The sequence below is a fragment of the Acinetobacter sp. TY1 genome (genome assembly GCF_048551395.1).
Lineage (GTDB): Bacteria > Pseudomonadota > Gammaproteobacteria > Pseudomonadales > Moraxellaceae > Acinetobacter.
In genome coordinates, this window is sequence record NZ_JBLYZK010000010.1 from 94,834 (window position 1) to 115,139 (window position 20,306).

Genomic DNA, 20,306 nt, shown 5'->3' on the forward strand with positions numbered 1-20,306 from the left:
TATACAATATTAAGAAAATTGATCAGCATTCATTAAAGAATGCTGTAAATCTTGTGTTGATTTACGTCCTTGTAATTGTAATGAAACGGCATAAATGAGTCCCGTCCATGTTTCATTCGGTTCCCAAATTTCATGCATTAACTCTTGTGCTGTTGGCATATCCATATCTAAATAATACTGACGGTATAAATAGATCAAGCTACTGACACGTTTATTGGCAGCACAGTGTACCCAAACCATTTTTTCTTGTACCAAATGGGCAATTAAATCCAAAACAAACAGGCACTGATTATCTTCAGGCGTGTCCCATAAAATTGGGATTTGAATATAATTTAATCCAAGCTCAGCACAGATTTTATCTTCATTGTCTAAATTAGGTTCGGCATCGGAAAATGCCAAATTAATGACTGTATCGATGCCATATTCTTTAATGTGTTGAAATTGTTCAGCAGTGGGTTGTCCTGAGCTAAATAAATGCTCGTGGATAAACTGAAAATGGGCAATTTGGCTTAGTTCTTGTTCAAGTGTATTCATAATACTCATACAGACTCTATTTCCCTAACATCATAATGCAAAACGCCATCTATGTAGATGGCGTTTTGTTTGACTTAGCGGTTTGCTAAAAGATCTTTGAGTGCTGCATCCATTTCAAGTAGCGTTTTTTCGGTGGTTTCCCAATCGATACAACCATCAGTGACAGATTGACCATAGACCAAATCGTTTAGGTTTTCAGGAATGTCTTGGCGACCCCCTTTAATATGGCTTTCAACCATTAAACCCACAATAGACTTATTACCGTCTTGAATTTGCTCAGTGATATTTCTTAATACTAGTGGCTGTAAATACGGGTCTTTGTTTGAGTTTGCATGGCTTGCATCAATCATAATTTTATTGCTGACTTTGGCTTTAGCCAATGCATTCTCAGCTTCAGCAACAGAGCCTGCATCATAATTTGGTTTGCCATTACCACCACGTAAAACAACGTGAGCGTATGGATTACCTTGGGTGCGAATAACAGAAACTTGTCCTTCGTTATTTAAACCCAAGAAACTATGACCATGTTTCACCGATTGCATGGCATTCGTTGCAACGGTTAAACCACCATCTGTACCATTTTTGAAGCCTACAGGAGATGAAAGACCTGAAGACATTTCACGGTGTGTTTGGCTTTCGGTGGTACGTGCACCAATAGCAGACCATGAAATTAAATCTTGATAGTACTGCGGTGAATTTGGATCAAGTGCTTCAGTCGCACAAGGTAAACCTTTTTCATTGAGTTCAAGTAAAAGTTTACGACCTAAACGAAGACCTTTTTCAATGTTGAAAGAGTCATTCATGTCAGGATCGTTAATTAAACCTTTCCAACCAACTGTGGTACGTGGCTTTTCAAAATATACACGCATCACGATATATAAAGTATCTTTGACTTTTTCGCTAAGAACTTTTAAACGATCTGCATAATCATGTGCAGCAACAGGATCATGAATAGAACAAGGACCAATCACGACAAAAAGACGTTTGTCCGAGCCATCTAAAATATTGCGGACAGTTTCACGACCATGTAATACCGTTTGATAGGCTTGCTCATTAAGTGGTAATTCAGCTTTTAATTGTGCTGGAGTTACAAGAGGTTGAATGCTTTGTACATTCACATCATCAATATCTGACTGTGTAATTTGATTTGACTTTACTGTATTCATTGCCGTCACTGGTATTAGATCATACAAAAGTATTGTTAGTAGTCCGAATATAGCATGATTTTATGGATGTTTAACCATCTAAAACATCAATAAAATCTATAGGACCTATTAAAAAAATTGTCATCCAATTTTGTCTATGCATTTGAAATGCGGGTGCTTTAAACTGAAATGGCTGTTGTAACTTGCATTTGAGATATAATCATCGCTGTTTGTGGTTTCTCTACAGGTTTGCTTTTAACAGGGTGTAGAATAAAGTTAATGCCGAGTGCAAAGAGCGTTATACCTAAAATTTTACGAATCAAACGTTCTGGTAAGCGTGAGCTAATGAGCGTACCAATAATAATGGCAGGAATTGAACCTACAAGTAACCAACCGAGTAGATGGAAATCGACATTGCCTGACGTCATGTGAGCAAAGCCTGCGACAGATGTAAGTAATACTGCATGTACGACATCTGAACCAATAATACGAATCATCGGTAAATTAGGAAACATTAAAATAAGTGCCATAATCCCGAATGCACCAGCACCGACTGAAGACAACGTCACAAATATGCCTAAAACAATTCCCATAATGACGACATAAGTTTTTTTACCTTTAATATCGAAATTTTGTTCAAGCTCTGATATTTGTCCTTTACGATATTTCGCAAAGAATTTTTCAATTTGTGCACGAAATACAATTGAAATACCTGTAAGGGTGAGCATAAAGCCCAAGACTGTGGTGAGCACTGCTTTATAATGAGTTGAGCCACTTAAATAATTATCCAATATCCAATGCGTAATAATAGATGCAGGAATACTGCCTAAAGCGAGCCAAAGGACAATTGGCCATACGATATTGAGTTTTTTAGCATGCACCATTGAACCGCAAAACTTTGAAATTGCGGCATACAGTAAGTCTGTACCAATCGCGATATGTGGTTCAATACGAAATAGGCTAATCAGAATAGGGGTCATCAATGAACCACCTCCAACACCTGTAATACCAACGCAAAAACCAACTAAAACGCCTGCTAAAATAAACTCAATAGGACCAAACATGACTATGGGTGCCAATTATCTAAAAACAGCCGTATGTTATGACTTTTTCATATAAGGGGTTGTCTTGATTGTTCATTTACTTATGCAAAAAAATGCTAAAGTTGTTTTGTAATTTAGTGAGCATTGTATTTTTAACCTCTTTTGGCATGTTTAGTTTTATTTTTTAAATCATTGAACCATAATATAAAAATGAAAAATACTGGTGTCATAAAGATCCATAAACTGACTATGCCAATACTGATTCCAAATTGATCACATAAAATGGCTAATGCAAGAATAATCAAGAAGAATGCAATAAAACGGCTTAACTTTGCATAAGAAATAATCCTGAATTGTATGGGGTGCTTGTGTTTGTTGGCTATGATTTTAACGCTTTGTTTCGAACTACATAAAAACAGTAGGTAACTTGCAAGCCAAATACAGATCAGAATACAGGAGATGAGCAGAATGAACATTATGCTGAAGGCTCCTTAATGCTGTGCTGATCTTGTTGTTTAAGCAATTTTTTTTGCATTTTGAGGGTGGCTTTATGTTGAATAGGTTGTAATTTTTGATGTAAAAATACTGCGCAAAGTGCTAATGCCCAAATTGCTAAGTCAATGCGTAGGAAGTGCCAATAATCTGCGAAAGAATGAATATATTGATGATTCAATAGTTGATAAAGATTCAGTAGAGGTAAACATATCGCTAAAATAATCAATACTTTTAGTTGACTCTTCCACAGCCATTTTTGTGGCGTACAGAGTGCACATATAAAAGTGAGCAACCACACTGAAAAGAAACTATAAATTTCATAATTCGGCGATCCCGCAGGTAAATCAACTAAACGGTTGGTATATAAATAGCTCAGCATCGCAGTGGGTAAGCCAATAATAACACTAACATTTAAACGATTAACTAAATAATGCCCGAAATGAAATTGGTTTTGCTTATTTTGTAGTTGTCTTTTTAAGCTCCACAATAAAAGTCCTGAACCAATCATTGCACAGCCTAACAAGCCTGAAAAGAAGAGTCCAAGCCTTAACAGTGGTTGTGCAAAAGTCGCCATATGTAAGCCATACATACTTGCATTTAAAGTTGCAATTGCGCTGTGATTTCGGGTGTCTTGAAGAAATTGCCCTGTATGTGCATTAAAACTCAGTTGTGCTTGATTACGTGTTATTGAATGATCTTTTAATTCTGTTACGGTGATTTGTGCTTGATCTGTATTGGGTTGTTTAATACTAATATTATCGAATGCAGTTTTACCCCAAAGCTGTTCTGTCTTTTGTAAAAAGTACTCATTTGGTAGCATGCTTGCAGGTTGAGCTGTCGCTTGATTGGGGACTGAAATGGTACGAATTTCTTCAAAATATTGAAATGGATTGTCGGGATAGACCTTTTTTAAGCCATCAGGGAGAAGTACATAGAAAAAAATAGCCAAACCTGTAAAGGTCATTGTCAAGAAAAAGGGGAGTGCAATCACAGAAGTGACATTATGAAAGTCTAAATAAGATCGTGGTCCTTTAAAGGCTCTTAAAGTGAAAAAGTCAGTTATGATTTTTTTATGTGTGATAATTCCCGAAATGAGCGTAATGAGCATCATTAGTGCTGCAATAGTCATAATCAGCCGCCCAATCATGATGGGAATGCCAAATAACTGAAAGTGAAAACCATAGAAAAAGTCGCCACCTTGCGTGCTTGAAAGTGTCAGTTCTTTACCTGTATTGGCATCTAATGTTTTACTTTCATATGCACCATCGGCTTTTTGCCAATAAATTTGATTGACAGGATGTTCAGGACTTGCCAAGCCAATGTACCAACTTTTTGCATCGGGTGCATGAGTATTGAGGTATTGAAAAGCACTTTGAATAGCTGTGTTTTGTTGTACTTGCATCGTGGCAAATTGTGGTTGCATCCATAGGCTGATGTCGTGACGGTAATAACTAACAGAGCCCATAAGAAAAATAGCGAAGAACAGCCATCCGAAGCTCAAACCGAGCCAAGCATGTAACCATGCCATTGATTGTCTAATCGATTTCTGCATGATTCAAGTCATTCCATCATTAAGGGAAAAATTCAACACGAAAAGCACAGCAAAAAGTGTTGTGCTGACCAGCGTTAATTTTATAAGTGATTGAATACAAAAACTAACAATGACATAAATCGTCATGAAGATGAGTGAAATAAACGCCGATAAATAAATGGCTTCAGCCTTTGGTAATAGACTTTGAAATATGCTAATCCCAAGATTGGATAAGGTGCTCATACATACATAGCCCAATCCAAAAGCGATAATGAAACGGTAGATCACCGCAAGACGATAGCGCCACTGTGAAAATAGAAACATCGAAGGCATTTTAGGGGAGAGTATTTTGGATAAAAACATGATTCTTCTCTGTAAGCTCTATATTTTAGATCATCATATATATTAAAAATTGAGTTTATGCTTTGGAGTGAGAAAAATTCAGCATTTGGATAATGATTCAAATCCAAATGCTGTATAGAGTATTATCAATAGTTAAAATTAATGCACATAAAAATAAAAATTAGTACTTCAATTTCACAGCAACACTATAGTTTGCTGGTGCGCCATAAAACCCTTGGCCATCAGGGAAGTTAAATAAATATTTTTCATTGGTTATATTGTTACCATTGGCTTGCAGTGTAATGTGATCATTTAACTCATAACTCGCCATTAGGTTAACCAACGCGTAAGCGTCTTGTTGAATCGTTCCTGCTTTTTGTGTCACAACACCGTTAGCACTCGATTCCGCAATATCTAAATGCGTTTTGTCTTGCCACTGAACACCCAAACCGAGTTTTAATTGGGGTAGTTGTGGGACTTGGTAGGTTGTCAGTAAATTCAAAGATTGTGTAGGATTAAATGTACGGGCATCTCCACCATTTTTTAGATCTTTTAGACTGAATTGCGTATAACCAAAACTTAGATTTAAATCATCGGTAAGTTGCCCCGCAAAGCCAAATTCATAACCTTGTGAGCGTAAATCACTGACCTCTGTTTTGCGTAGTGTTGGTAAGCCATCAGAATTACGCAATGGGTAGTTATTTTCTTCGGTACGGAAGACTGCCATGCTTGCAGTTAATCGATCATCAAGCCAACTACTTTTCACTCCAACTTCATAACTATCGCCTTCAATCGGCTTGTTAATACTTCCATCAAATGCTTTAGTGGTTTGTGGTCGGAAAATTGAGGTGTAATTCATATAACCTGTATATTCAGGACTAAAGTTATAGGTTAAACCGACATAGGGCAGGACTTTATTTTCATCATAAATGGTGTCTGTGCCATAACTTGCCCCTTTACTTTCAGCTTGAATATAATTCGCACCAAGTAATAATTTCAGATCATCTGTGAAATGTAAGCGTGTAGAAGCATAAATACTCTGATTTTTTTGCTTCATATGCATTTCACCACTCGTTTTGGATAAATCCCAATCAGGTTGGTCTGGTGTCCAACTATCTAAATCTGTAGTGAGGTGATTAGCGTAACTGCCACCATAGCCTAGTTCATTTGCATTATTTTGTGACCATGTGTAGCCTAAAGTTGCTTCATGACGTTGACCTAAAAGAGGATAACTTCCTTTCAATTGAATATCTGCTTGACGAGCTTTGTTATCATCTACGTATATTCCCGGCCACAAATAAACGTTTGATGTACCGTCTGCCCCTGGGTTACCTGATAAAAATAATAGTTTTGAATTACGTTCAGTATGCTTTTCATCATAAGCAATTTTAACTGACCAATTGTCACCGAGTTTTTGGGTTAACTCAGCAAAATAATTTTTAATATTATTGTCCCAATAAGTCCAATCGGGGCTGAAATTATAATTCCGTGAATAGCTGAGCTGCTCACCTTGGGTATTGATGAGTGGATTTGCACCCCAATTATTGCCGTTAGATTTACTATTGGTTTCGGTATAACCCAATGTTAATAAGGTTCGATCGGTTAAGTCCGCTTCAACGATTGCACCAATGCCATTTTTTTCGAGTGAATAATTGTCGAGATAGCTATCGCCTGTTTGCTCAAAACCAAATACACGACCTCGTATAGAGCCACTTTTATTCAGCGCTGAGGAGGCATCAGCTTCATAACGTTGGGTATTCCATGAACCATAACTCGCATTTAAGGATGCTTGTAGATCTGAGGTCGGACGTTTACGAATCATATTAATGGTTGCACCAGGATCACCCACGCCATTATTTAAAGAATCTGCACCTTTAACGACTTCAATACGATCAAATTGGAAACTGTCAGGGTTGTCATTATTATAATTGTAGCCTTCAAGTGGAAAGCCCACACCATCAATCAAAATATTTGAAATTTCAAAACCACGAGCCGTATAGCTTGTACGTTCAGTTTCTTGATTGTTCACCATGACACCAGGGGCATTGCGTAAGATGTCGCGTGTATTGGTTAAGGCAAAATCATTGAGTTGTTGGTGTGTTACAACATTAATGGTTTGTGGTGTTTCTTTGAGGGGAATATTAAGTTTCGTTGCACTGTTCGATTTTTGAATGATATAGGCTTTAGTCTTTTCAGAAGATACTTGATCAGAAGAACTTGCTTGAATCACTTCAGTCGGGAGTTTTTCGGTTGAATCTGCGAAGCTAGATTGAGTTTGGAAAATAGCTAATGTTAATAATGAAAGTTTAAAGTAAGAATGAGAGATGAGCATTAATAAATACTAATGAAAATGATTATCATTAATTTTATTTATTATGGTGTTGGGATACAATACTTTTACAATTGGAAATTTGAATAAAAAATAATGCGGCAATAGGAGTAGTACTGTAGGGAGAATACTCAAAAATGGTTTGAATTGGCGTAAAAATGATGTGCTGATATTAATTTTTTAGTCTTTTACTGTAATAAGAATACAACCATCATGTTAAAAAAGTGTCGAGTATACGTCCATTCATGAGTCATGTTACACTTCAGATGAATACTGCATTTGAGGATATTTTCTTGCAAAATCGGAAGCTTAAAATTGGAATTGTGGTTGGTGAAGTATCGGGTGATACTTTGGGTGTCCAACTGATGCGCAGTTTTCGTGAGCAAGGATTAGATGTGGCGTTTGAGGGCATTGGTGGCCCTCAAATGATTGCGGAAGGTTTTAACAGTGAATATCCAATGGATATTTTGTCAGTGATGGGGATTGTTGAAGTTTTAAAAGATATAAAAAAACTCTTCGCCGTACGTGATGGTTTAGTGGAAAAGTGGGAAAAAGATCCAGTTGATATTTTTATTGGGATCGATGCGCCAGATTTTAATCTACGCTTATCAAAAAGTTTAAAAGCTAAAAATCTACCGATTAAAACAGTCCAATATGTCAGTCCATCTGTTTGGGCATGGCGTCAAGGACGTGTACATGGCATTAAAGCAACGATTGATTTGGTGTTGTGTTTATTTCCATTTGAAAAAAACTTTTATCAAAAGTTTCAAGTACCTGCTGTTGCAGTCGGGCATCCTCTGGCAAGTCAATTGCCTTTACAAAACTCAATTTTAGATGCAAAACAAGAGCTCGGTTTAGATATTAGTCAAAAGCATATTGCTTTACTGCCAGGGAGCCGTCGTGGTGAAATTGAGCGACTCGGACCTTTAGTCCTTGACGCTGCACAAATTTTACAAAAAAAATATCCTGACTACCATTTTATTATTCCTGCAATTAATGATGCTCGTAAACAGCAGATTGAAGGTTTATTGCAAAATTATCCAAAGGCTCTAATCGATCAAATTCATTTATTAGAAAATACTGATAAAGAGTCCAAAATTGGTCGTCAAGTCATGAATGCAGCCAATATTGTAGCATTGGCATCAGGTACTGCAACACTTGAAGCTTTGTTATTACACCGTCCAATGGTGACGTTTTATAAACTTAATTGGTTGACTTATATTATTGCGAAGTTAATGATCAAAATTCCATACTATTCTTTGCCAAATATTATTGCGGGCAAGAAAGTTATTCAGGAGTTAATTCAATCAGATGCAACGGCTGAAAAATTGGCTGCTGAAATTGAAAAGTTGACGAATCAAGAAACTGCACAAATTCAAGTTATGCAGTTATTGACTATGCATAAACAACTTTTAGCAGGAAATAGTGAAGATCCTGTTCAAGCCGTTTTAACATTGTTGAAATAAACATATGAAGACTTCTATCCAAAAAGCTCAAGCGAGCGATATTCAACACCTTGCAAAAATCCATCAGCTTACTTTTATTCGTCAACAGGATTCATATCAATGGATTCTTTCAACTTTTTCTGCATATCCTCGTTATATTTGTTATGTGCTTAAATGTGATGAGCACATTTCAGGTTATATCTTTTGGGCGCAAAAATCAGGGTTTCGTCCAGAAGTTATTTTAGAATTAGACCAAATGGCTATCCACCCTGAATTTCAAAGAAAGGGCTTAAGTAAACGGTTGATAGAGGAGTCGTTGATCCTTTTAGAAGAAGAGTTGATGCAAAATCAGCAAAGTATTAAAAATATCTTGGTCAATACGAGTTACGATAATTTTGCTAAAAAAATTTATGAAGATGTTTTAGCTGCAAAAGAAGTTGCAATCATTGCTGACTTATTTCGGTTGCCTGAAGTTTGTTTGAAAAGCGACCGGCACGATTTAAAATTTTTAGATGTTGAATCTTAAAATTATAAAACGTACTCCCAATCAGAAAACCCTCTACTTTTAGAGGGTTTTCTGATTGGGAGTTATTATATTAATGATTATTCCGCACGAATTTTCAGTTCATAACCTGTATATTTACGAATATTGATCACACCTGTATCCATGATGAGATACTGCCCTTTAATGCCTTGTAATTTGCCACGAATGACAGGGGTTTTATCGAGGTTATGTGATTTAATTTTTTCAGGATAAATATCGACAGGATAGATAAACTCTCGAGGTAATTCATGCTCTAAAATTTCAACATTTTCATTGAAATCTAGGCTCATGCTGAATTCATCACGAATCATTTCAATGTGTGACCCAAATTCATTGAGTAACTCATCACGTGCCTCAATCAAATTTAAAGGTTCAGCTTCACCTTTAAGCAGTTTGCGCCAATCGGTTTTATCGGCAACTTGTGTACCAAACATCACTTCAAGCTGCCCTGATAAACGTCTTGAACCCACTTTCATAATTGGCAATGCTTGTGTTGCCCCTTGATCGAGCCAACGCGTGGGCATTTGACCAAGACGTGTAATGCCTACTTTTAAAGCGCTTGAATTTGCCAAATATACAATATGTGGTTGAAAGCAAACTTCTCGTGCAAAGCTTTCTTCACGGCATGTACCCAAATGATAATGGCACGTTTCAGGCTTCATAATGCACATATCACATGAAGCTTTGGTTTTCATGCATTTAAAGCAGTGCCCTTGAGAATATGATTTTGGTGTTTTAGAACCACAGCTTACACAGTAAATGCTACCTGTGGCTTCAAGTTCAATTTCTTGCCCAAGCTGAAATGGACGTTCGATTTGTGAGCGATCTAGTACAAATTTATATTCAACATTTGCCTTGTGGCTTTGCTGATCAGTTACACTAAGATCTTTCAGATCTGCATGCATTTTATGACAAATGCCTTGTAGTTCCATGTTGTATTACTCTTTCAATATAAGGTGCAGGTATGGCGGAGCAAAATGTCATCACGTCAATGCTAGACGATTTGTCTGCGGAACAACCTATTCAAACTGCATTGTGTATTGGGCAGAATTTAGCGCAATATCAAACAAATCATTCAATTCAATGGCACTATTTTAACGTATCTGAGTTTTTAAGTCTGCCTTTTACACAGCGATATGATCTTGGATTTGTTCTGCTCGATAGTGACGAATTTGCCAATGTTAGCGACACGCAAAAAGCACAAATGCTCGTTAAACTCCGAGATTTGTTGGCAAAACGCATTGTCGTAACCTGTAAATTACAAGATGAAAAACTATTACGTGCTCTTGGTTTCACTCAATTGATTGATAAAACTACCCACGAAAGTGATTTTGCTTTGTGGCAGTTCAATATTTTGACTTATAAGCATGTCCCTGATTGGTTTAACTCAAAATTTTGGGCAAACCCTGAAAATTGGAATAAATTCCGTTGGTAATTAAGTGCATCATTACAATATTAAATTAGCACACTACTGAATGAGATTTTTTAGTGGATATATAGAGTAGACAATCATTGCTACTGAGCTGACATCCGCATAAAATCATATTTTTAAATGAACAGATACAGGACGGCATTATGCTACAAGATTTTATTGAAGAGCAGAAATTGGTCTGTGAAGAATTTGACTCAAGATACATTAAAGTCAATGAAGATGATCTTGTTGCAATTGCAAAACAGACGTTGACTAAAGAACCGATTGTCGGTTTACGTAAAAAGCCAGATGAAGATAAAGTTGCTTGGTTTATTTACGGTGGTGAACTTGAAGATGGTAAAGATTTCTTTGACATTATTACTGTTAAAGAACTTGAAGAAATTTTTCCTGATGCGTTGGTGTATCTTGCGCTAGAAGAAGGTTTTCGTTTTATGATAGATGCAGATGAATATGAAGATGTATGGCGTGAAGGCGCGTTATAAGTTTTGAAAAATACTTGGGATAATGACTGCATTATCCCATTTCTAAATAAAAAAGATGATTAAGCTATGCCAAATAAAACAAGGATGATACAAGTATTATTGAGTACATATTTGTTAGTATGTACAAGTTCTATTTATGCTATTCAACAGATACCTACTCGGTTAGAAATATCAAAAGAACACATGCCACAATTAGGCATTCAATCGGTGGAAGCGAATCAAAAACTTACCCAAGCACAATATGATCAGCAGATTGAACACTATACAGCGCAAGTGAATGCGACCAAATTAATACTAGATGTTCCTAATGCTCAAAGTGATGCCTCTGCACAGAAACAGGCATTTTGTAGCCGTATAAAGGCGTATCATCAAATTGCAGAACTTTCTAAGCAAAATATAGAACTTGATATGGCATCTGCTATGCTTATGATTGCCAATAATTTTATTGAAAAGCAACATCAAAGCTTAGTCAATTCAGGAATGACGGAACAAGTTTTTTGTACATCTATGGAAAATAAGGAATGAATTTAAGTTGAAAAGATGAATTGTCAGAAAATGACATAAAAATGGCAGAAAATGATAAGCAGTTATTCATAAAAATACTGATAATAACGCTATTGAAACAAGATGATATTCGATTTTCCCTGGTCAGATATGTTTGTCTCAATCATCAATTCATGATTGATGCGTCCGACCCGCTGTCATAGGCGGGTTTTTTAATGCACGTGATTTAAGGTGGCTTTAAACATCTTAAAAGTAAAATAGCACTTTTTAAACCTTACAAAAAAATCTATAATTTTCTAAGAAAATCAATTTTATGAAATGGTTTAGCCGTATGAAATGGGATGATATTGGTCAACAACCGTGCTCAATTGCTCGGACATTATCTGTGGTTGGAGATCGTTGGACAATGCTGATTATTCGTAATGCATTTATGGGGTTACGTCGTTTTGATGATTTTCAAGAAAACTTAGGTGTCACTCGGCATGTGCTGTCTGAGCGTTTAAAGCGTTTGGTGGAAAATGAAATTTTACAAAAAGTTCAATATCCTGATCGTGCTGATCGTTTTGAATATCGCCTGACAGAAAAAGGTTTGCAGCTTTATCCTATTTTGCTCAGTATGACCAATTGGGCAGACCAATGGATGGATCAAGGTTTGGGTGCGCCTGTGCAATATCAGCATAAAGCTTGTGGTAAGATTTTTCAGCCTTTATTGACCTGTTCAGAATGTGGTGAAACGATTCAGGCACGTCAAGTTAACGCTATTTTTACCGATGCTTATTATCAAACAGTGCAAAAACAGGCGTGATATTTGCTTTTCAAGCTTCAATTTGAAAAGATTAGATCTTATTTTATAGACAATTCGCAGGTTTAGGCACGCCAGCAAGACGACTTAAATGTCGTGCGACTAATCCTGTATTAAACTTTTCCTGCAATACAGCATTGTTGATCTCAGGACTAACGGTTTTCATGAGAAATTTAATCAGTGGGCGAGTCGCAGGAGCGTGTCCAAATTGTGCATAGAACTGACGTACAGCATTTAAGACTTCAAAATGCCAAGGGCTAAGCTCAATCTCAAGACTTTCAGCGAGTTGCTGTGCAACATCTTCATTCCAAAGGGTGTAATCCACCAAATGTCCATCTTGATCCAATTCAAAGTTCATAAAATAGCCTAAGCAGTATGGTCGATTAATTTTAAATAGATGAATAAGGGCTGTCTATATCATCTCATCATAATTTCTTAAAAATACTTTTGTGTGCTGAAATTTTTAAGTCATTATTTATTTCAAACTGATACACCGCGTAAAATTAAGCACTAAATTCGCCAAGTCATCGTAATTGAGTTGTTGAATGTGAGAGGGGAGTGGTATGGGGTTTAATTCAGCATCTTGTTTTAAAATATACAGATATGGATAGGCAGCTAAGCGTTGATCTTGAGCAAACAGTACAGCATCAGCAAATAAAACAATGCTGTCATTTAGACTCACCATTTGCCATAATTGATTCAAAATCATATCCGTTTTAGCAAATTCAGATTGAATAAAATAAAGTGTTTGATCACTCATATGATTGTTCCTATTCATATTTTTAAATTGCAATAATACTGATATTTAAAATGTTCAACATATCAGGAAATGGTGTGATTCAGCAGATATGGCGTTGAAAATGTAGATTACCAATATAGGACATGATCAAATTTTTGAATAAATGTTGTGTTTAATTCTACAAACTCAATGTCTTGTGTAGATGCTTTGATAAAAGCTGATGCTTGTTCAGTTAATTCCACCAAAATAGGCGTTAAATCATAAAACTCAAAGCTATCAATTAAATTTGAGGCAGGTTTAAAGGCATGCTTGAGTGGATCAAATGCTCTTTCAGACTGTAACAGACTTAACGCACCTTGTTTGAGTAAGACTTTCACTTCACAACCAAATGTGGCTAAAACCATAGTGGCAGAAAGACTTTCAGAGACTTGCAGACGGTTTAAGTCAGGCTGCGTTAAAATAACAAGAACATTTTTCACACAATTCCACCCTTCAATTGAAATAATTTCATAAATATAACCACTTAGAATTGAATTAGACGTTCTGTAGATTGAACTGCATCGGCAAGCTCACCGAGTCCGACCAATTCATAGCCTGAAGCAAGATTGTGTGCCTGAATTTTATGGCGTTGTGCATTTTCAGCATCGGTGATACCTCGTGCTAAAGCCGCACTTACACAGACAGGAAGTCGGATCTGCAATTTTTGCCATTCAAGGGTCAGATTACGCTGATCATCGGGAACCCATTGAAATGCATTGGCAACCTGAACGCCATCTTGATAAAAGAAGATACGGACTTCCTCTTTTTTTACGATGAGTGATTGTGCAAGTCCTAAAGCATGCCACGCATGAATTGAACTCGGTGCAGATGTAATCAGCAATAAGGTAGACATTGAGTTTTGATCCGAAGAGTGGAGAAACAAGCTTTGCTATTCTGACTTGATAACAAATAGGTAGTATACAATTATTTTAGTAGGCATCTAAAGAATTTAAAGCTAAATATTAAAAATATTAAAAAATAAATATTTAAAAACAATGATTTATTTACCAGTGGGTTTGTAAAGTGATGATACGTGGAATGGAAAATAATTGAAAAGCCCTCAATTGAGGGCTCAATCCTTTTAGTTTGAATTGTATTAGATCAATTATAAATCTTAATTTTTAATGATATTTATTGAAAATAACTTCGCCAATTTCATTAATTATTTTTGATCTTTCATCAAGGGTAGTGTTACTTTTTCTTACATAGATACTTATAAATAATGGCTCTTGAGTTGCTGACCACACCATTGATGTTATCCCTCTAATACCATAGTCACTTGCTCCAGAGCGATCTGCTATTGACCAACCTTTTGGTAATCTAGCTCGTAGCAGATTGTCAGCAACTTTATTATCCATCATCCAGCTTTTAAGTTGTTCTTTAGAATTTTTAGAAAGCGTATTCCCAATGAGTAACTTGCTTAAACTTTCACTCATTGCATCAGCAGTCGTTGTATCCCTTAAATCATATTCTGGATTAATAACAAGTTCTGGTTCATACCTATCAGATCTGGTTTTTGTATCACCTAAATCTCTCATGAACTGAGTCAATTTTTGAGGGCCACCAACGGCTGAAATAGTAATATTTGCGGCAGTATTGTCACTATAAGCTGTTGTTGCAGCACAAGCTTCTCTAAGAGTCATATTTTTATTTATTCGTTTAATTGTGACAGGAGAGTATGTAACAATATCTTTTTTATCGATCAATATTTTTTTGTCTAAAGATAATAATTTCTTATCGACATTAGCAAGTACGTTTGCACATGCTAAAGCTTTAACCGTGCTATCTAATGGGAAACGAGTGTCTCCATTTACTGATTCAAGCTTTTTTGAATTAGCATCAAATATAGATACACCGACTTTCCATCCTTCTTTTTCTAATGAGTTTACTTTATCTTCTAATAGTGAAGCATTAGTCGATGTTAGGCATAATGTAGAGATAAGTGTGCCAAGTAAAATTTGACTTTTTGATATTAAATTCATATTAATCATAACCGTAAAAAATAAAAAACTTGAAAAAATAATTTCTTTAGAATTTAGAAAGTGTTGTTACTGATGATGAGGTAATATTTTTATTACTCCTTTTGTGAACAATGATTGGTTAGATTTCAATAATTATAAGGGATGAGTCTTAGAATTGGTGGGACAATTAAGCTTGATTACATTTTATATACTTTATACAAAATTCTTGATGTTTAATTATTAGTAACTATTTCTTATATGAAACGGGAAAAGTTTTCAGCGTACTATCATGGTTTCTTCGACCTACCTAGTGAAGATTGATCTGAATAAAATAGCGTCATTTTTTTCATAAACAATATACGATTAATAGCCACAACTACAACACATGTAATATTATGAACTTGTAAAATAATAATGTTGGAAAGCTGTTACGTATTAGATGATGTAATAGAAATTTTAAGTTACTTTTCACTTTTAACATGTGTGGGTAAGTTATTGAAAATACATAATTAACACCAATATCCTATAAGGCTTTGACTACTATGAGGAGTGTCTAAACAATGATTTTAGTGACAGGTGGTTTAGGCTTTATTGGTTCACATGTTGCACTGACATTATTGGCACAGGGGCAAGAGGTTATTTTGGTCGATAATCTTGCCAACTCAAATTTGCAAGTTTTAGAACGCCTTGAATATATTGCCAATATGTATATTCCTTTTGTGAAAATTGATGTACGTAATACCCCTGCATTAAACAAGGTTTTTGAACAATATCCGATTGATGCGGTGATTCATGCTGCAGGGTTTAAATCAATCGAAGAGTCTTTGCAAAAACCACTTGAATATTATAATGATAATGTCAGTAGTATCATGAGTTTGTTGCGCTCGATGCAACGGTCTGGTGTGCGTAAATTGATTCATTTATCGAGCCTTGCTGTGTATGGGCAGTCAAGCTTAACTCTGAATGAAGAATTGGAACTCAATTTTCATTATCAGAATTCTTATGTGAAATCACAGCAAATGATTGAAGAAATCATCAGAGATACCTTTCAAACGGACAGCGAATGGCGTATTGCAATTTTGCGTTTGGGGAATGTTGCAGGCGCATTTGAACATGGGGGGTTGGGTGAATATATTGCGCCATTACCCAAAAATATTATTCCTTTAGCAATGCAGGTGGCTTCAGGACAGCGAGAACTGATTGAACTACGTAAAAGTACTGAAACGGAAGATGGAAGTTTTGAGCGTAGTTTTGTGCATGTGATTGATGTATGTAGATCGATTCATGCGAGTTTGTATTGGCTATCTACACAAGAACAGCATTGTTGTGAAGCGATCAATATTGTAGGTGAAGTCAGTTCCATTCGTCATGTACTGAAGCTTTTGGCTGAAATTACTGAGCAAGCCATTCCAGTGATAGATTCAGAATATTGTTTCAATGAATTGGCACAAATAGGCTCTCAAAGTGATAAAGCGGAAACATTATTGGGTTGGACTACCCAGAAAAGTTTAAAGCAAATGATTGAAGATCAATGGCGGTTTTATCAGAATACATTAAGTGTTAAAAATTAATAATGATTATCATTTACATTATTTGATGATTTGGTTAAACTGAGAATGATCCTGATATTCAACATGTTTTTGAATCAGAATAAAACGAAATTGATCATTTTATAAAGTTGAGGTTGCTATGCAAACAAGAATTGAACATGACACAATGGGCGAAGTTGCAGTTCCTTCAGAAGCCTTATGGGGTGCGCAAACTCAACGTAGTATTGAAAACTTTAAAATCGGTATTGAACACTTACCTCGTGCAATGATTCGCGCAATGGGCTTAGTGAAAAAAGCAGCCTCAATGACCAATGCTGAGCTTCAGCAGATTCCACAAGAGTTAGCTGGCTATATTGTAGATGCTGCCGATGAGGTGATTGCAGGGCAATGGGATAGTCAATTTCCACTTGTGGTCTGGCAGACGGGTTCAGGTACGCAAAGTAATATGAACTGTAATGAAGTCATTGCCAATATTGCCAATCAAAAACTAGGCAATCCGCTTGGCGCACAAAAACCTGTGCATCCCAATGATCATGTCAATCGTGCACAATCGACAAATGATTCTTTTCCAACAGCCATTCATGTGGCAGCAAGTTTGCAAATTAATGAGCTTTTGATTCCTGCTGTGCAACAATTACGTAACACTTTAAATCAGAAGTCAGAAGAGTTTAAAGATATTGTCAAAATTGGGCGTACACATTTGCAAGATGCGACACCATTAACCTTAGGTCAGGAATTTAGTGGTTATGTGTCACAACTTGATCATGGTATCAAACGCTTACAACAAGCTTTGACAGGACTTTATGAATTGCCTCTAGGTGGAACGGCTGTAGGAACAGGCTTAAATGCGCATCCTGATTATGCAGAATTAGCAGCAGATCAATTGGCAACATTAACAGGTTTACCTTTTGTCACAGCACCCAATAAATTTGAAGCCCTCGCAGGACGAGATGCTGCAGTATTTGCATCGGGTGCATTAAAAACACTAGCAGTAAGTTTAAATAAAATTGCCAATGACATCCGTTGGCTGGCAAGTGGTCCACGTTGTGGTTTGGGTGAATTGCATATTCCAGAAAATGAGCCGGGTTCGAGCATTATGCCAGGTAAAGTCAATCCAACGCAGTGTGAAGCGATGACAATGGTCGTTGCTCAAGTGATGGGGAATGATACAACGATCAATTTTGCAGGTGCTTCAGGTAATTTTGAATTAAATGTATTTATGCCTGTAATTGCTTATAACTTAACGCAGTCAATTCAGCTTTTAGGTGATGCCTGTAATAGTTTTAACGAGCATTGTGCTATCGGAATTGAGCCAAATCGTGAAAAAATTGATCATTTCTTACATAATTCTCTGATGCTTGTAACCGCACTAAACCCTGTTATTGGTTATGAAAATGCGGCAAAAGTGGCTAAAACAGCATATAAACAAGGAAAAACGTTAAAAGAAGTTGCTGTTGATTTTGGACTAGTAACTGCGGAGCAATTTGATGAAGTGGTACAGCCTGAAAAAATGGTTTTTCCAAATGCAAAATAAAAGCTGATGAGTATTTTTAATAGGTGCATTGTCCATTGTTCGGCTCAATGTACCTAGAAAATGAGTTGAATTTCAGAATAAATGAGTTGAAATATATAACACCAAGGCATTTTCTGCGTACAATATGCCTTGGTTATTTTGAATGATGAAGATTATGCTTGAAGTTTTTTTAACAGATGTACAGAGCAAGGTGCAATTCAAGGACTATCCTGGTGATCATCCTGTTAAATTTATTTTGAATTTTAAAAAAATATTTCCAAGTGTAATGGAGTTATTATTACCTGTTTTACCTGAAAGTGAAGATCTTGAGCAAATGACGTGGGAGTCGACTACACAAGATTTTGAAACTTTTAAAAAGCTATTAAGTGGATGGGGTGTGATTGAATTGCGCTTACAAGCCTTAAGTCAGTATAAAAATAAAAAATTTGCTGATCAGTTAGTCAAGCAAGCTCAGGCAAAACGTAAGTTATATGCCAAAGAACAAAAGAAACTCAGTACAGTTGAGTTGGATTATTTATTGATGCATGAAATTCACGCACTCATTGATGCTGAATTGGTTGAATTAGGCGAAAAGTTTTATTTACCCGTTCTACGTGATTTATGGAAAGGTCAACTTTCAGCTCATGTCTTAAATGCTAAATTCTAAATTAGTAAAATAAATTACGATGAAAAATGAAAAGGGCAAAATATTGCCCTTTTTTATGATCAATTTTTGGTGAAACAACTGGGGAATTTAAAGTTGATAAAACTTTAAACTCAGTCTTGCAAAAAGTAACAATTTGAATTGAGTGTTTAAATCAAAAGCCAAGTATGATTTGTTGCAGTCATAAAACTTAAAAAAGGAAAAATAAATGACAGATTTAACCAATATTGTAGAAATTCTTGCAAAACAAGCACTCGGTGGCGGACAACAACAATCACAGCAAGGTGGTTTAGGCGGGATTTTAGGTTCAGTCCTTGGTGGCTTGGGTGGCGGACAACAACAATCACAACAAGGCGGATTAGGCGGAATTTTAGGTTCAGTTCTTGGTGGTTTGGGTGGGGGACAACAAAATCAAGCACCGCAAGCAAATGGTTTTAATGCATCATCACTTTTAATTGCTGTTGTGCCACTTATTTTGGGTTGGATTCAAAGTAATGGGGGATTGCAAGGTGCATTGGCAAAATTACAAGGTGCAGGTCTTGGTAATCAAGTTCAAAGTTGGGTTGATCCATCACAAGGAAATAGTAATGTGGATTTACAACAAATTCAGAGTTTGTTTAATGGTCAAGAAATAGAACAAGTTGCACAACAAGCACAAGTGCCAACGACTGAAGTGTATGGTGCTATTTCGACTGTTCTACCACAAATTATTGATTCATTGACACCACAAGGTGATGCAACAGATCATGGTGAAGCAAATTCAGATATTCAGAATGTAATGAATATGGTCTCAGGGTTTCTAAAATAAAATAGAAAAATGATATAAAATATAAGGCTTTAAACCTAAAAAAATTAAAGCCTTTTTTGTTGCTGCGATGTCTATATTCACATATTAATGAATATTAGATCGTTTTTTTATCATAATACGCTAATACGCTATGTTAGCAATAATAGTTTTCTTATTTCAGAACAACAACTTAAAAAAGAATTAAGCCAAATGATTTTGTCATACTTAGCATTTGATTAAAAAATTAGCTTTTAATCTTAAAATAATTATTTATAAAAAACATATATTTATTCTTATTGTGGTTTATAAAGCGAGCACCTAAAAAATTAAAATTCAAAAAAGGGTTGTGTGGTATAAAAAATACTGTAGAATGCACATCCATCGGCGGTGATGAAGATTAAAACTTCTTGAGAAACAAGGACTTG

The 20,306-nt window shown here is 35.9% G+C and carries 21 protein-coding genes and 1 pseudogene; 11 read left to right on the top strand and 11 right to left on the bottom strand.

Features of this window, described 5'->3' with window-relative positions; all coding sequences use genetic code 11:
• Positions 1-9 precede the first annotated feature (9 nt).
• The 5 genes from ACK2M2_RS08445 to ACK2M2_RS08465 all read right to left on the bottom strand — a co-directional run bounded on the left by ACK2M2_RS08445 (position 10) and on the right by ACK2M2_RS08465 (position 7,422).
• Entirely contained in the window at positions 10-534 is a 525-nt protein-coding gene (locus tag ACK2M2_RS08445) for a protein tyrosine phosphatase family protein (RefSeq protein WP_409511464.1), read from the bottom strand.
• 74 nt (positions 535-608) lie between these two features.
• Positions 609-1,700, bottom strand: coding sequence for a 3-deoxy-7-phosphoheptulonate synthase (locus ACK2M2_RS08450; protein WP_409511355.1), 1,092 nt, complete (start codon positions 1,698-1,700; stop codon positions 609-611).
• A 158-nt stretch (positions 1,701-1,858) separates the two neighbouring features.
• Positions 1,859-2,743, bottom strand: coding sequence for a sulfite exporter TauE/SafE family protein (locus ACK2M2_RS08455; RefSeq protein WP_419347464.1), 885 nt, complete (start codon positions 2,741-2,743; stop codon positions 1,859-1,861).
• A 454-nt stretch (positions 2,744-3,197) separates the two neighbouring features.
• Positions 3,198-4,769 carry a PepSY-associated TM helix domain-containing protein gene (locus ACK2M2_RS08460; RefSeq protein ID WP_419347467.1) on the bottom strand — a complete coding sequence of 524 codons (1,572 nt, stop codon included), beginning with the start codon at positions 4,767-4,769 and terminating at the stop codon, positions 3,198-3,200.
• Positions 4,770-5,271: 502 nt separating this feature from the next.
• A complete protein-coding gene (locus ACK2M2_RS08465; RefSeq protein WP_419347470.1) occupies positions 5,272-7,422 on the bottom strand; it encodes a TonB-dependent siderophore receptor in 2,151 nt (716 codons plus the stop codon).
• Positions 7,423-7,712: 290 nt separating this feature from the next.
• On the opposite strand from ACK2M2_RS08465, the gene lpxB reads away from it, so the two are divergent.
• Both lpxB and ACK2M2_RS08475 read left to right on the top strand, forming a co-directional pair.
• On the top strand, positions 7,713-8,885 hold the full coding sequence (gene lpxB / locus ACK2M2_RS08470; protein WP_419347472.1) for a lipid-A-disaccharide synthase: 1,173 nt from the start codon (positions 7,713-7,715) through the stop codon (positions 8,883-8,885).
• Between the two features lie 4 nt (positions 8,886-8,889).
• Positions 8,890-9,390 (top strand): GNAT family N-acetyltransferase, encoded by a 501-nt coding sequence (locus tag ACK2M2_RS08475; RefSeq protein ID WP_419347474.1) that lies wholly within the window; start codon positions 8,890-8,892, stop codon positions 9,388-9,390.
• A gap of 77 nt (positions 9,391-9,467) precedes the next feature.
• On the opposite strand, the gene ACK2M2_RS08480 is transcribed toward ACK2M2_RS08475, so the two are convergent.
• A complete protein-coding gene (locus ACK2M2_RS08480) occupies positions 9,468-10,340 on the bottom strand; it encodes a DUF2797 domain-containing protein (RefSeq protein WP_409511350.1) in 873 nt (290 codons plus the stop codon).
• Positions 10,341-10,372: 32 nt separating this feature from the next.
• Between ACK2M2_RS08480 and ACK2M2_RS08485 the strand changes: the two genes are divergently transcribed.
• The 4 genes from ACK2M2_RS08485 (at position 10,373) to ACK2M2_RS08500 (ending at position 12,631) form a co-directional block, all read left to right on the top strand.
• Positions 10,373-10,843: a DUF6231 family protein gene (locus ACK2M2_RS08485; protein ID WP_419347477.1), complete on the top strand. Its 471-nt coding sequence runs from the start codon at positions 10,373-10,375 to the stop codon at positions 10,841-10,843.
• A 140-nt stretch (positions 10,844-10,983) separates the two neighbouring features.
• A complete protein-coding gene (locus ACK2M2_RS08490) occupies positions 10,984-11,322 on the top strand; it encodes a hypothetical protein (protein ID WP_409511348.1) in 339 nt (112 codons plus the stop codon).
• A 183-nt stretch (positions 11,323-11,505) separates the two neighbouring features.
• Positions 11,506-11,847 (top strand): hypothetical protein, encoded by a 342-nt coding sequence (locus ACK2M2_RS08495; protein WP_419347481.1) that lies wholly within the window; start codon positions 11,506-11,508, stop codon positions 11,845-11,847.
• Positions 11,848-12,157: 310 nt separating this feature from the next.
• A complete protein-coding gene (locus ACK2M2_RS08500) occupies positions 12,158-12,631 on the top strand; it encodes a winged helix-turn-helix transcriptional regulator (RefSeq protein WP_419347513.1) in 474 nt (157 codons plus the stop codon).
• A gap of 43 nt (positions 12,632-12,674) precedes the next feature.
• On the opposite strand, the gene ACK2M2_RS08505 is transcribed toward ACK2M2_RS08500, so the two are convergent.
• From ACK2M2_RS08505 to bla, 5 genes are all read right to left on the bottom strand, one after another.
• A complete protein-coding gene (locus ACK2M2_RS08505; protein WP_419347484.1) occupies positions 12,675-12,986 on the bottom strand; it encodes a TusE/DsrC/DsvC family sulfur relay protein in 312 nt (103 codons plus the stop codon).
• A gap of 117 nt (positions 12,987-13,103) precedes the next feature.
• Positions 13,104-13,388 carry a DsrH/TusB family sulfur metabolism protein gene (locus tag ACK2M2_RS08510; protein ID WP_419347487.1) on the bottom strand — a complete coding sequence of 95 codons (285 nt, stop codon included), beginning with the start codon at positions 13,386-13,388 and terminating at the stop codon, positions 13,104-13,106.
• 107 nt (positions 13,389-13,495) lie between these two features.
• Positions 13,496-13,846 (bottom strand): hypothetical protein, encoded by a 351-nt coding sequence (locus ACK2M2_RS08515; RefSeq protein ID WP_409511344.1) that lies wholly within the window; start codon positions 13,844-13,846, stop codon positions 13,496-13,498.
• A 44-nt stretch (positions 13,847-13,890) separates the two neighbouring features.
• The gene (gene tusD, locus ACK2M2_RS08520; RefSeq protein ID WP_409511343.1) at positions 13,891-14,259 is read right to left on the bottom strand and encodes a sulfurtransferase complex subunit TusD; all 369 of its coding nucleotides are present in this window, start codon (positions 14,257-14,259) and stop codon (positions 13,891-13,893) included.
• A gap of 268 nt (positions 14,260-14,527) precedes the next feature.
• Entirely contained in the window at positions 14,528-15,388 is an 861-nt protein-coding gene (gene bla, locus ACK2M2_RS08525; RefSeq protein ID WP_419347492.1) for a class A beta-lactamase, read from the bottom strand.
• A 539-nt stretch (positions 15,389-15,927) separates the two neighbouring features.
• Between bla and ACK2M2_RS08530 the strand changes: the two genes are divergently transcribed.
• The 5 genes and pseudogenes from ACK2M2_RS08530 to ACK2M2_RS08550 form a co-directional block, all read left to right on the top strand.
• Positions 15,928-16,938, top strand: a complete 1,011-nt coding sequence (locus ACK2M2_RS08530) for an SDR family NAD(P)-dependent oxidoreductase (RefSeq protein WP_419347495.1) — start codon at positions 15,928-15,930, stop codon at positions 16,936-16,938.
• Between the two features lie 118 nt (positions 16,939-17,056).
• Complete coding sequence (gene fumC / locus ACK2M2_RS08535) at positions 17,057-18,451, top strand: class II fumarate hydratase (protein WP_419347498.1); 1,395 nt, start codon at positions 17,057-17,059, stop codon at positions 18,449-18,451.
• Positions 18,452-18,605: 154 nt separating this feature from the next.
• On the top strand, positions 18,606-19,097 hold the full coding sequence (locus ACK2M2_RS08540) for a hypothetical protein (RefSeq protein ID WP_419347515.1): 492 nt from the start codon (positions 18,606-18,608) through the stop codon (positions 19,095-19,097).
• 205 nt (positions 19,098-19,302) lie between these two features.
• Positions 19,303-19,902, top strand: coding sequence for a YidB family protein (locus tag ACK2M2_RS08545; RefSeq protein ID WP_419347500.1), 600 nt, complete (start codon positions 19,303-19,305; stop codon positions 19,900-19,902).
• A 117-nt stretch (positions 19,903-20,019) separates the two neighbouring features.
• Positions 20,020-20,121, top strand: a pseudogene (locus tag ACK2M2_RS08550) (TetR/AcrR family transcriptional regulator); the annotation flags it as partial.
• Between the last annotated feature and the right edge of the window lie 185 nt (positions 20,122-20,306).

Excerpts from the sequence above, each read along its gene's own strand:
- ACK2M2_RS08480 (WP_409511350.1), bottom strand. The coding sequence starts at position 10,340 with ATGGAACTACAAGGCATTTGTCATAAAATGCATGCAGATCTGAAAGAT.
- ACK2M2_RS08500 (WP_419347513.1), top strand. The coding sequence starts at position 12,158 with ATGAAATGGGATGATATTGGTCAACAACCGTGCTCAATTGCTCGGACA.
- ACK2M2_RS08495 (WP_419347481.1), top strand. The coding sequence starts at position 11,506 with ATGCCACAATTAGGCATTCAATCGGTGGAAGCGAATCAAAAACTTACC.
- ACK2M2_RS08465 (WP_419347470.1), bottom strand. The coding sequence starts at position 7,422 with ATGCTCATCTCTCATTCTTACTTTAAACTTTCATTATTAACATTAGCT.
- bla (WP_419347492.1), bottom strand. The coding sequence starts at position 15,388 with ATGAATTTAATATCAAAAAGTCAAATTTTACTTGGCACACTTATCTCT.
- ACK2M2_RS08460 (WP_419347467.1), bottom strand. The coding sequence starts at position 4,769 with ATGCAGAAATCGATTAGACAATCAATGGCATGGTTACATGCTTGGCTC.
- fumC (WP_419347498.1), top strand. The coding sequence starts at position 17,057 with ATGCAAACAAGAATTGAACATGACACAATGGGCGAAGTTGCAGTTCCT.
- ACK2M2_RS08490 (WP_409511348.1), top strand. The coding sequence starts at position 10,984 with ATGCTACAAGATTTTATTGAAGAGCAGAAATTGGTCTGTGAAGAATTT.
- ACK2M2_RS08505 (WP_419347484.1), bottom strand. The coding sequence starts at position 12,986 with ATGAACTTTGAATTGGATCAAGATGGACATTTGGTGGATTACACCCTT.
- ACK2M2_RS08545 (WP_419347500.1), top strand. The coding sequence starts at position 19,303 with ATGACAGATTTAACCAATATTGTAGAAATTCTTGCAAAACAAGCACTC.
- ACK2M2_RS08540 (WP_419347515.1), top strand. The coding sequence starts at position 18,606 with ATGCTTGAAGTTTTTTTAACAGATGTACAGAGCAAGGTGCAATTCAAG.
- ACK2M2_RS08510 (WP_419347487.1), bottom strand. The coding sequence starts at position 13,388 with ATGAGTGATCAAACACTTTATTTTATTCAATCTGAATTTGCTAAAACG.
- ACK2M2_RS08475 (WP_419347474.1), top strand. The coding sequence starts at position 8,890 with ATGAAGACTTCTATCCAAAAAGCTCAAGCGAGCGATATTCAACACCTT.
- ACK2M2_RS08450 (WP_409511355.1), bottom strand. The coding sequence starts at position 1,700 with ATGAATACAGTAAAGTCAAATCAAATTACACAGTCAGATATTGATGAT.
- ACK2M2_RS08455 (WP_419347464.1), bottom strand. The coding sequence starts at position 2,743 with ATGTTTGGTCCTATTGAGTTTATTTTAGCAGGCGTTTTAGTTGGTTTT.
- tusD (WP_409511343.1), bottom strand. The coding sequence starts at position 14,259 with ATGTCTACCTTATTGCTGATTACATCTGCACCGAGTTCAATTCATGCG.
- ACK2M2_RS08485 (WP_419347477.1), top strand. The coding sequence starts at position 10,373 with ATGGCGGAGCAAAATGTCATCACGTCAATGCTAGACGATTTGTCTGCG.
- ACK2M2_RS08445 (WP_409511464.1), bottom strand. The coding sequence starts at position 534 with ATGAATACACTTGAACAAGAACTAAGCCAAATTGCCCATTTTCAGTTT.
- ACK2M2_RS08530 (WP_419347495.1), top strand. The coding sequence starts at position 15,928 with ATGATTTTAGTGACAGGTGGTTTAGGCTTTATTGGTTCACATGTTGCA.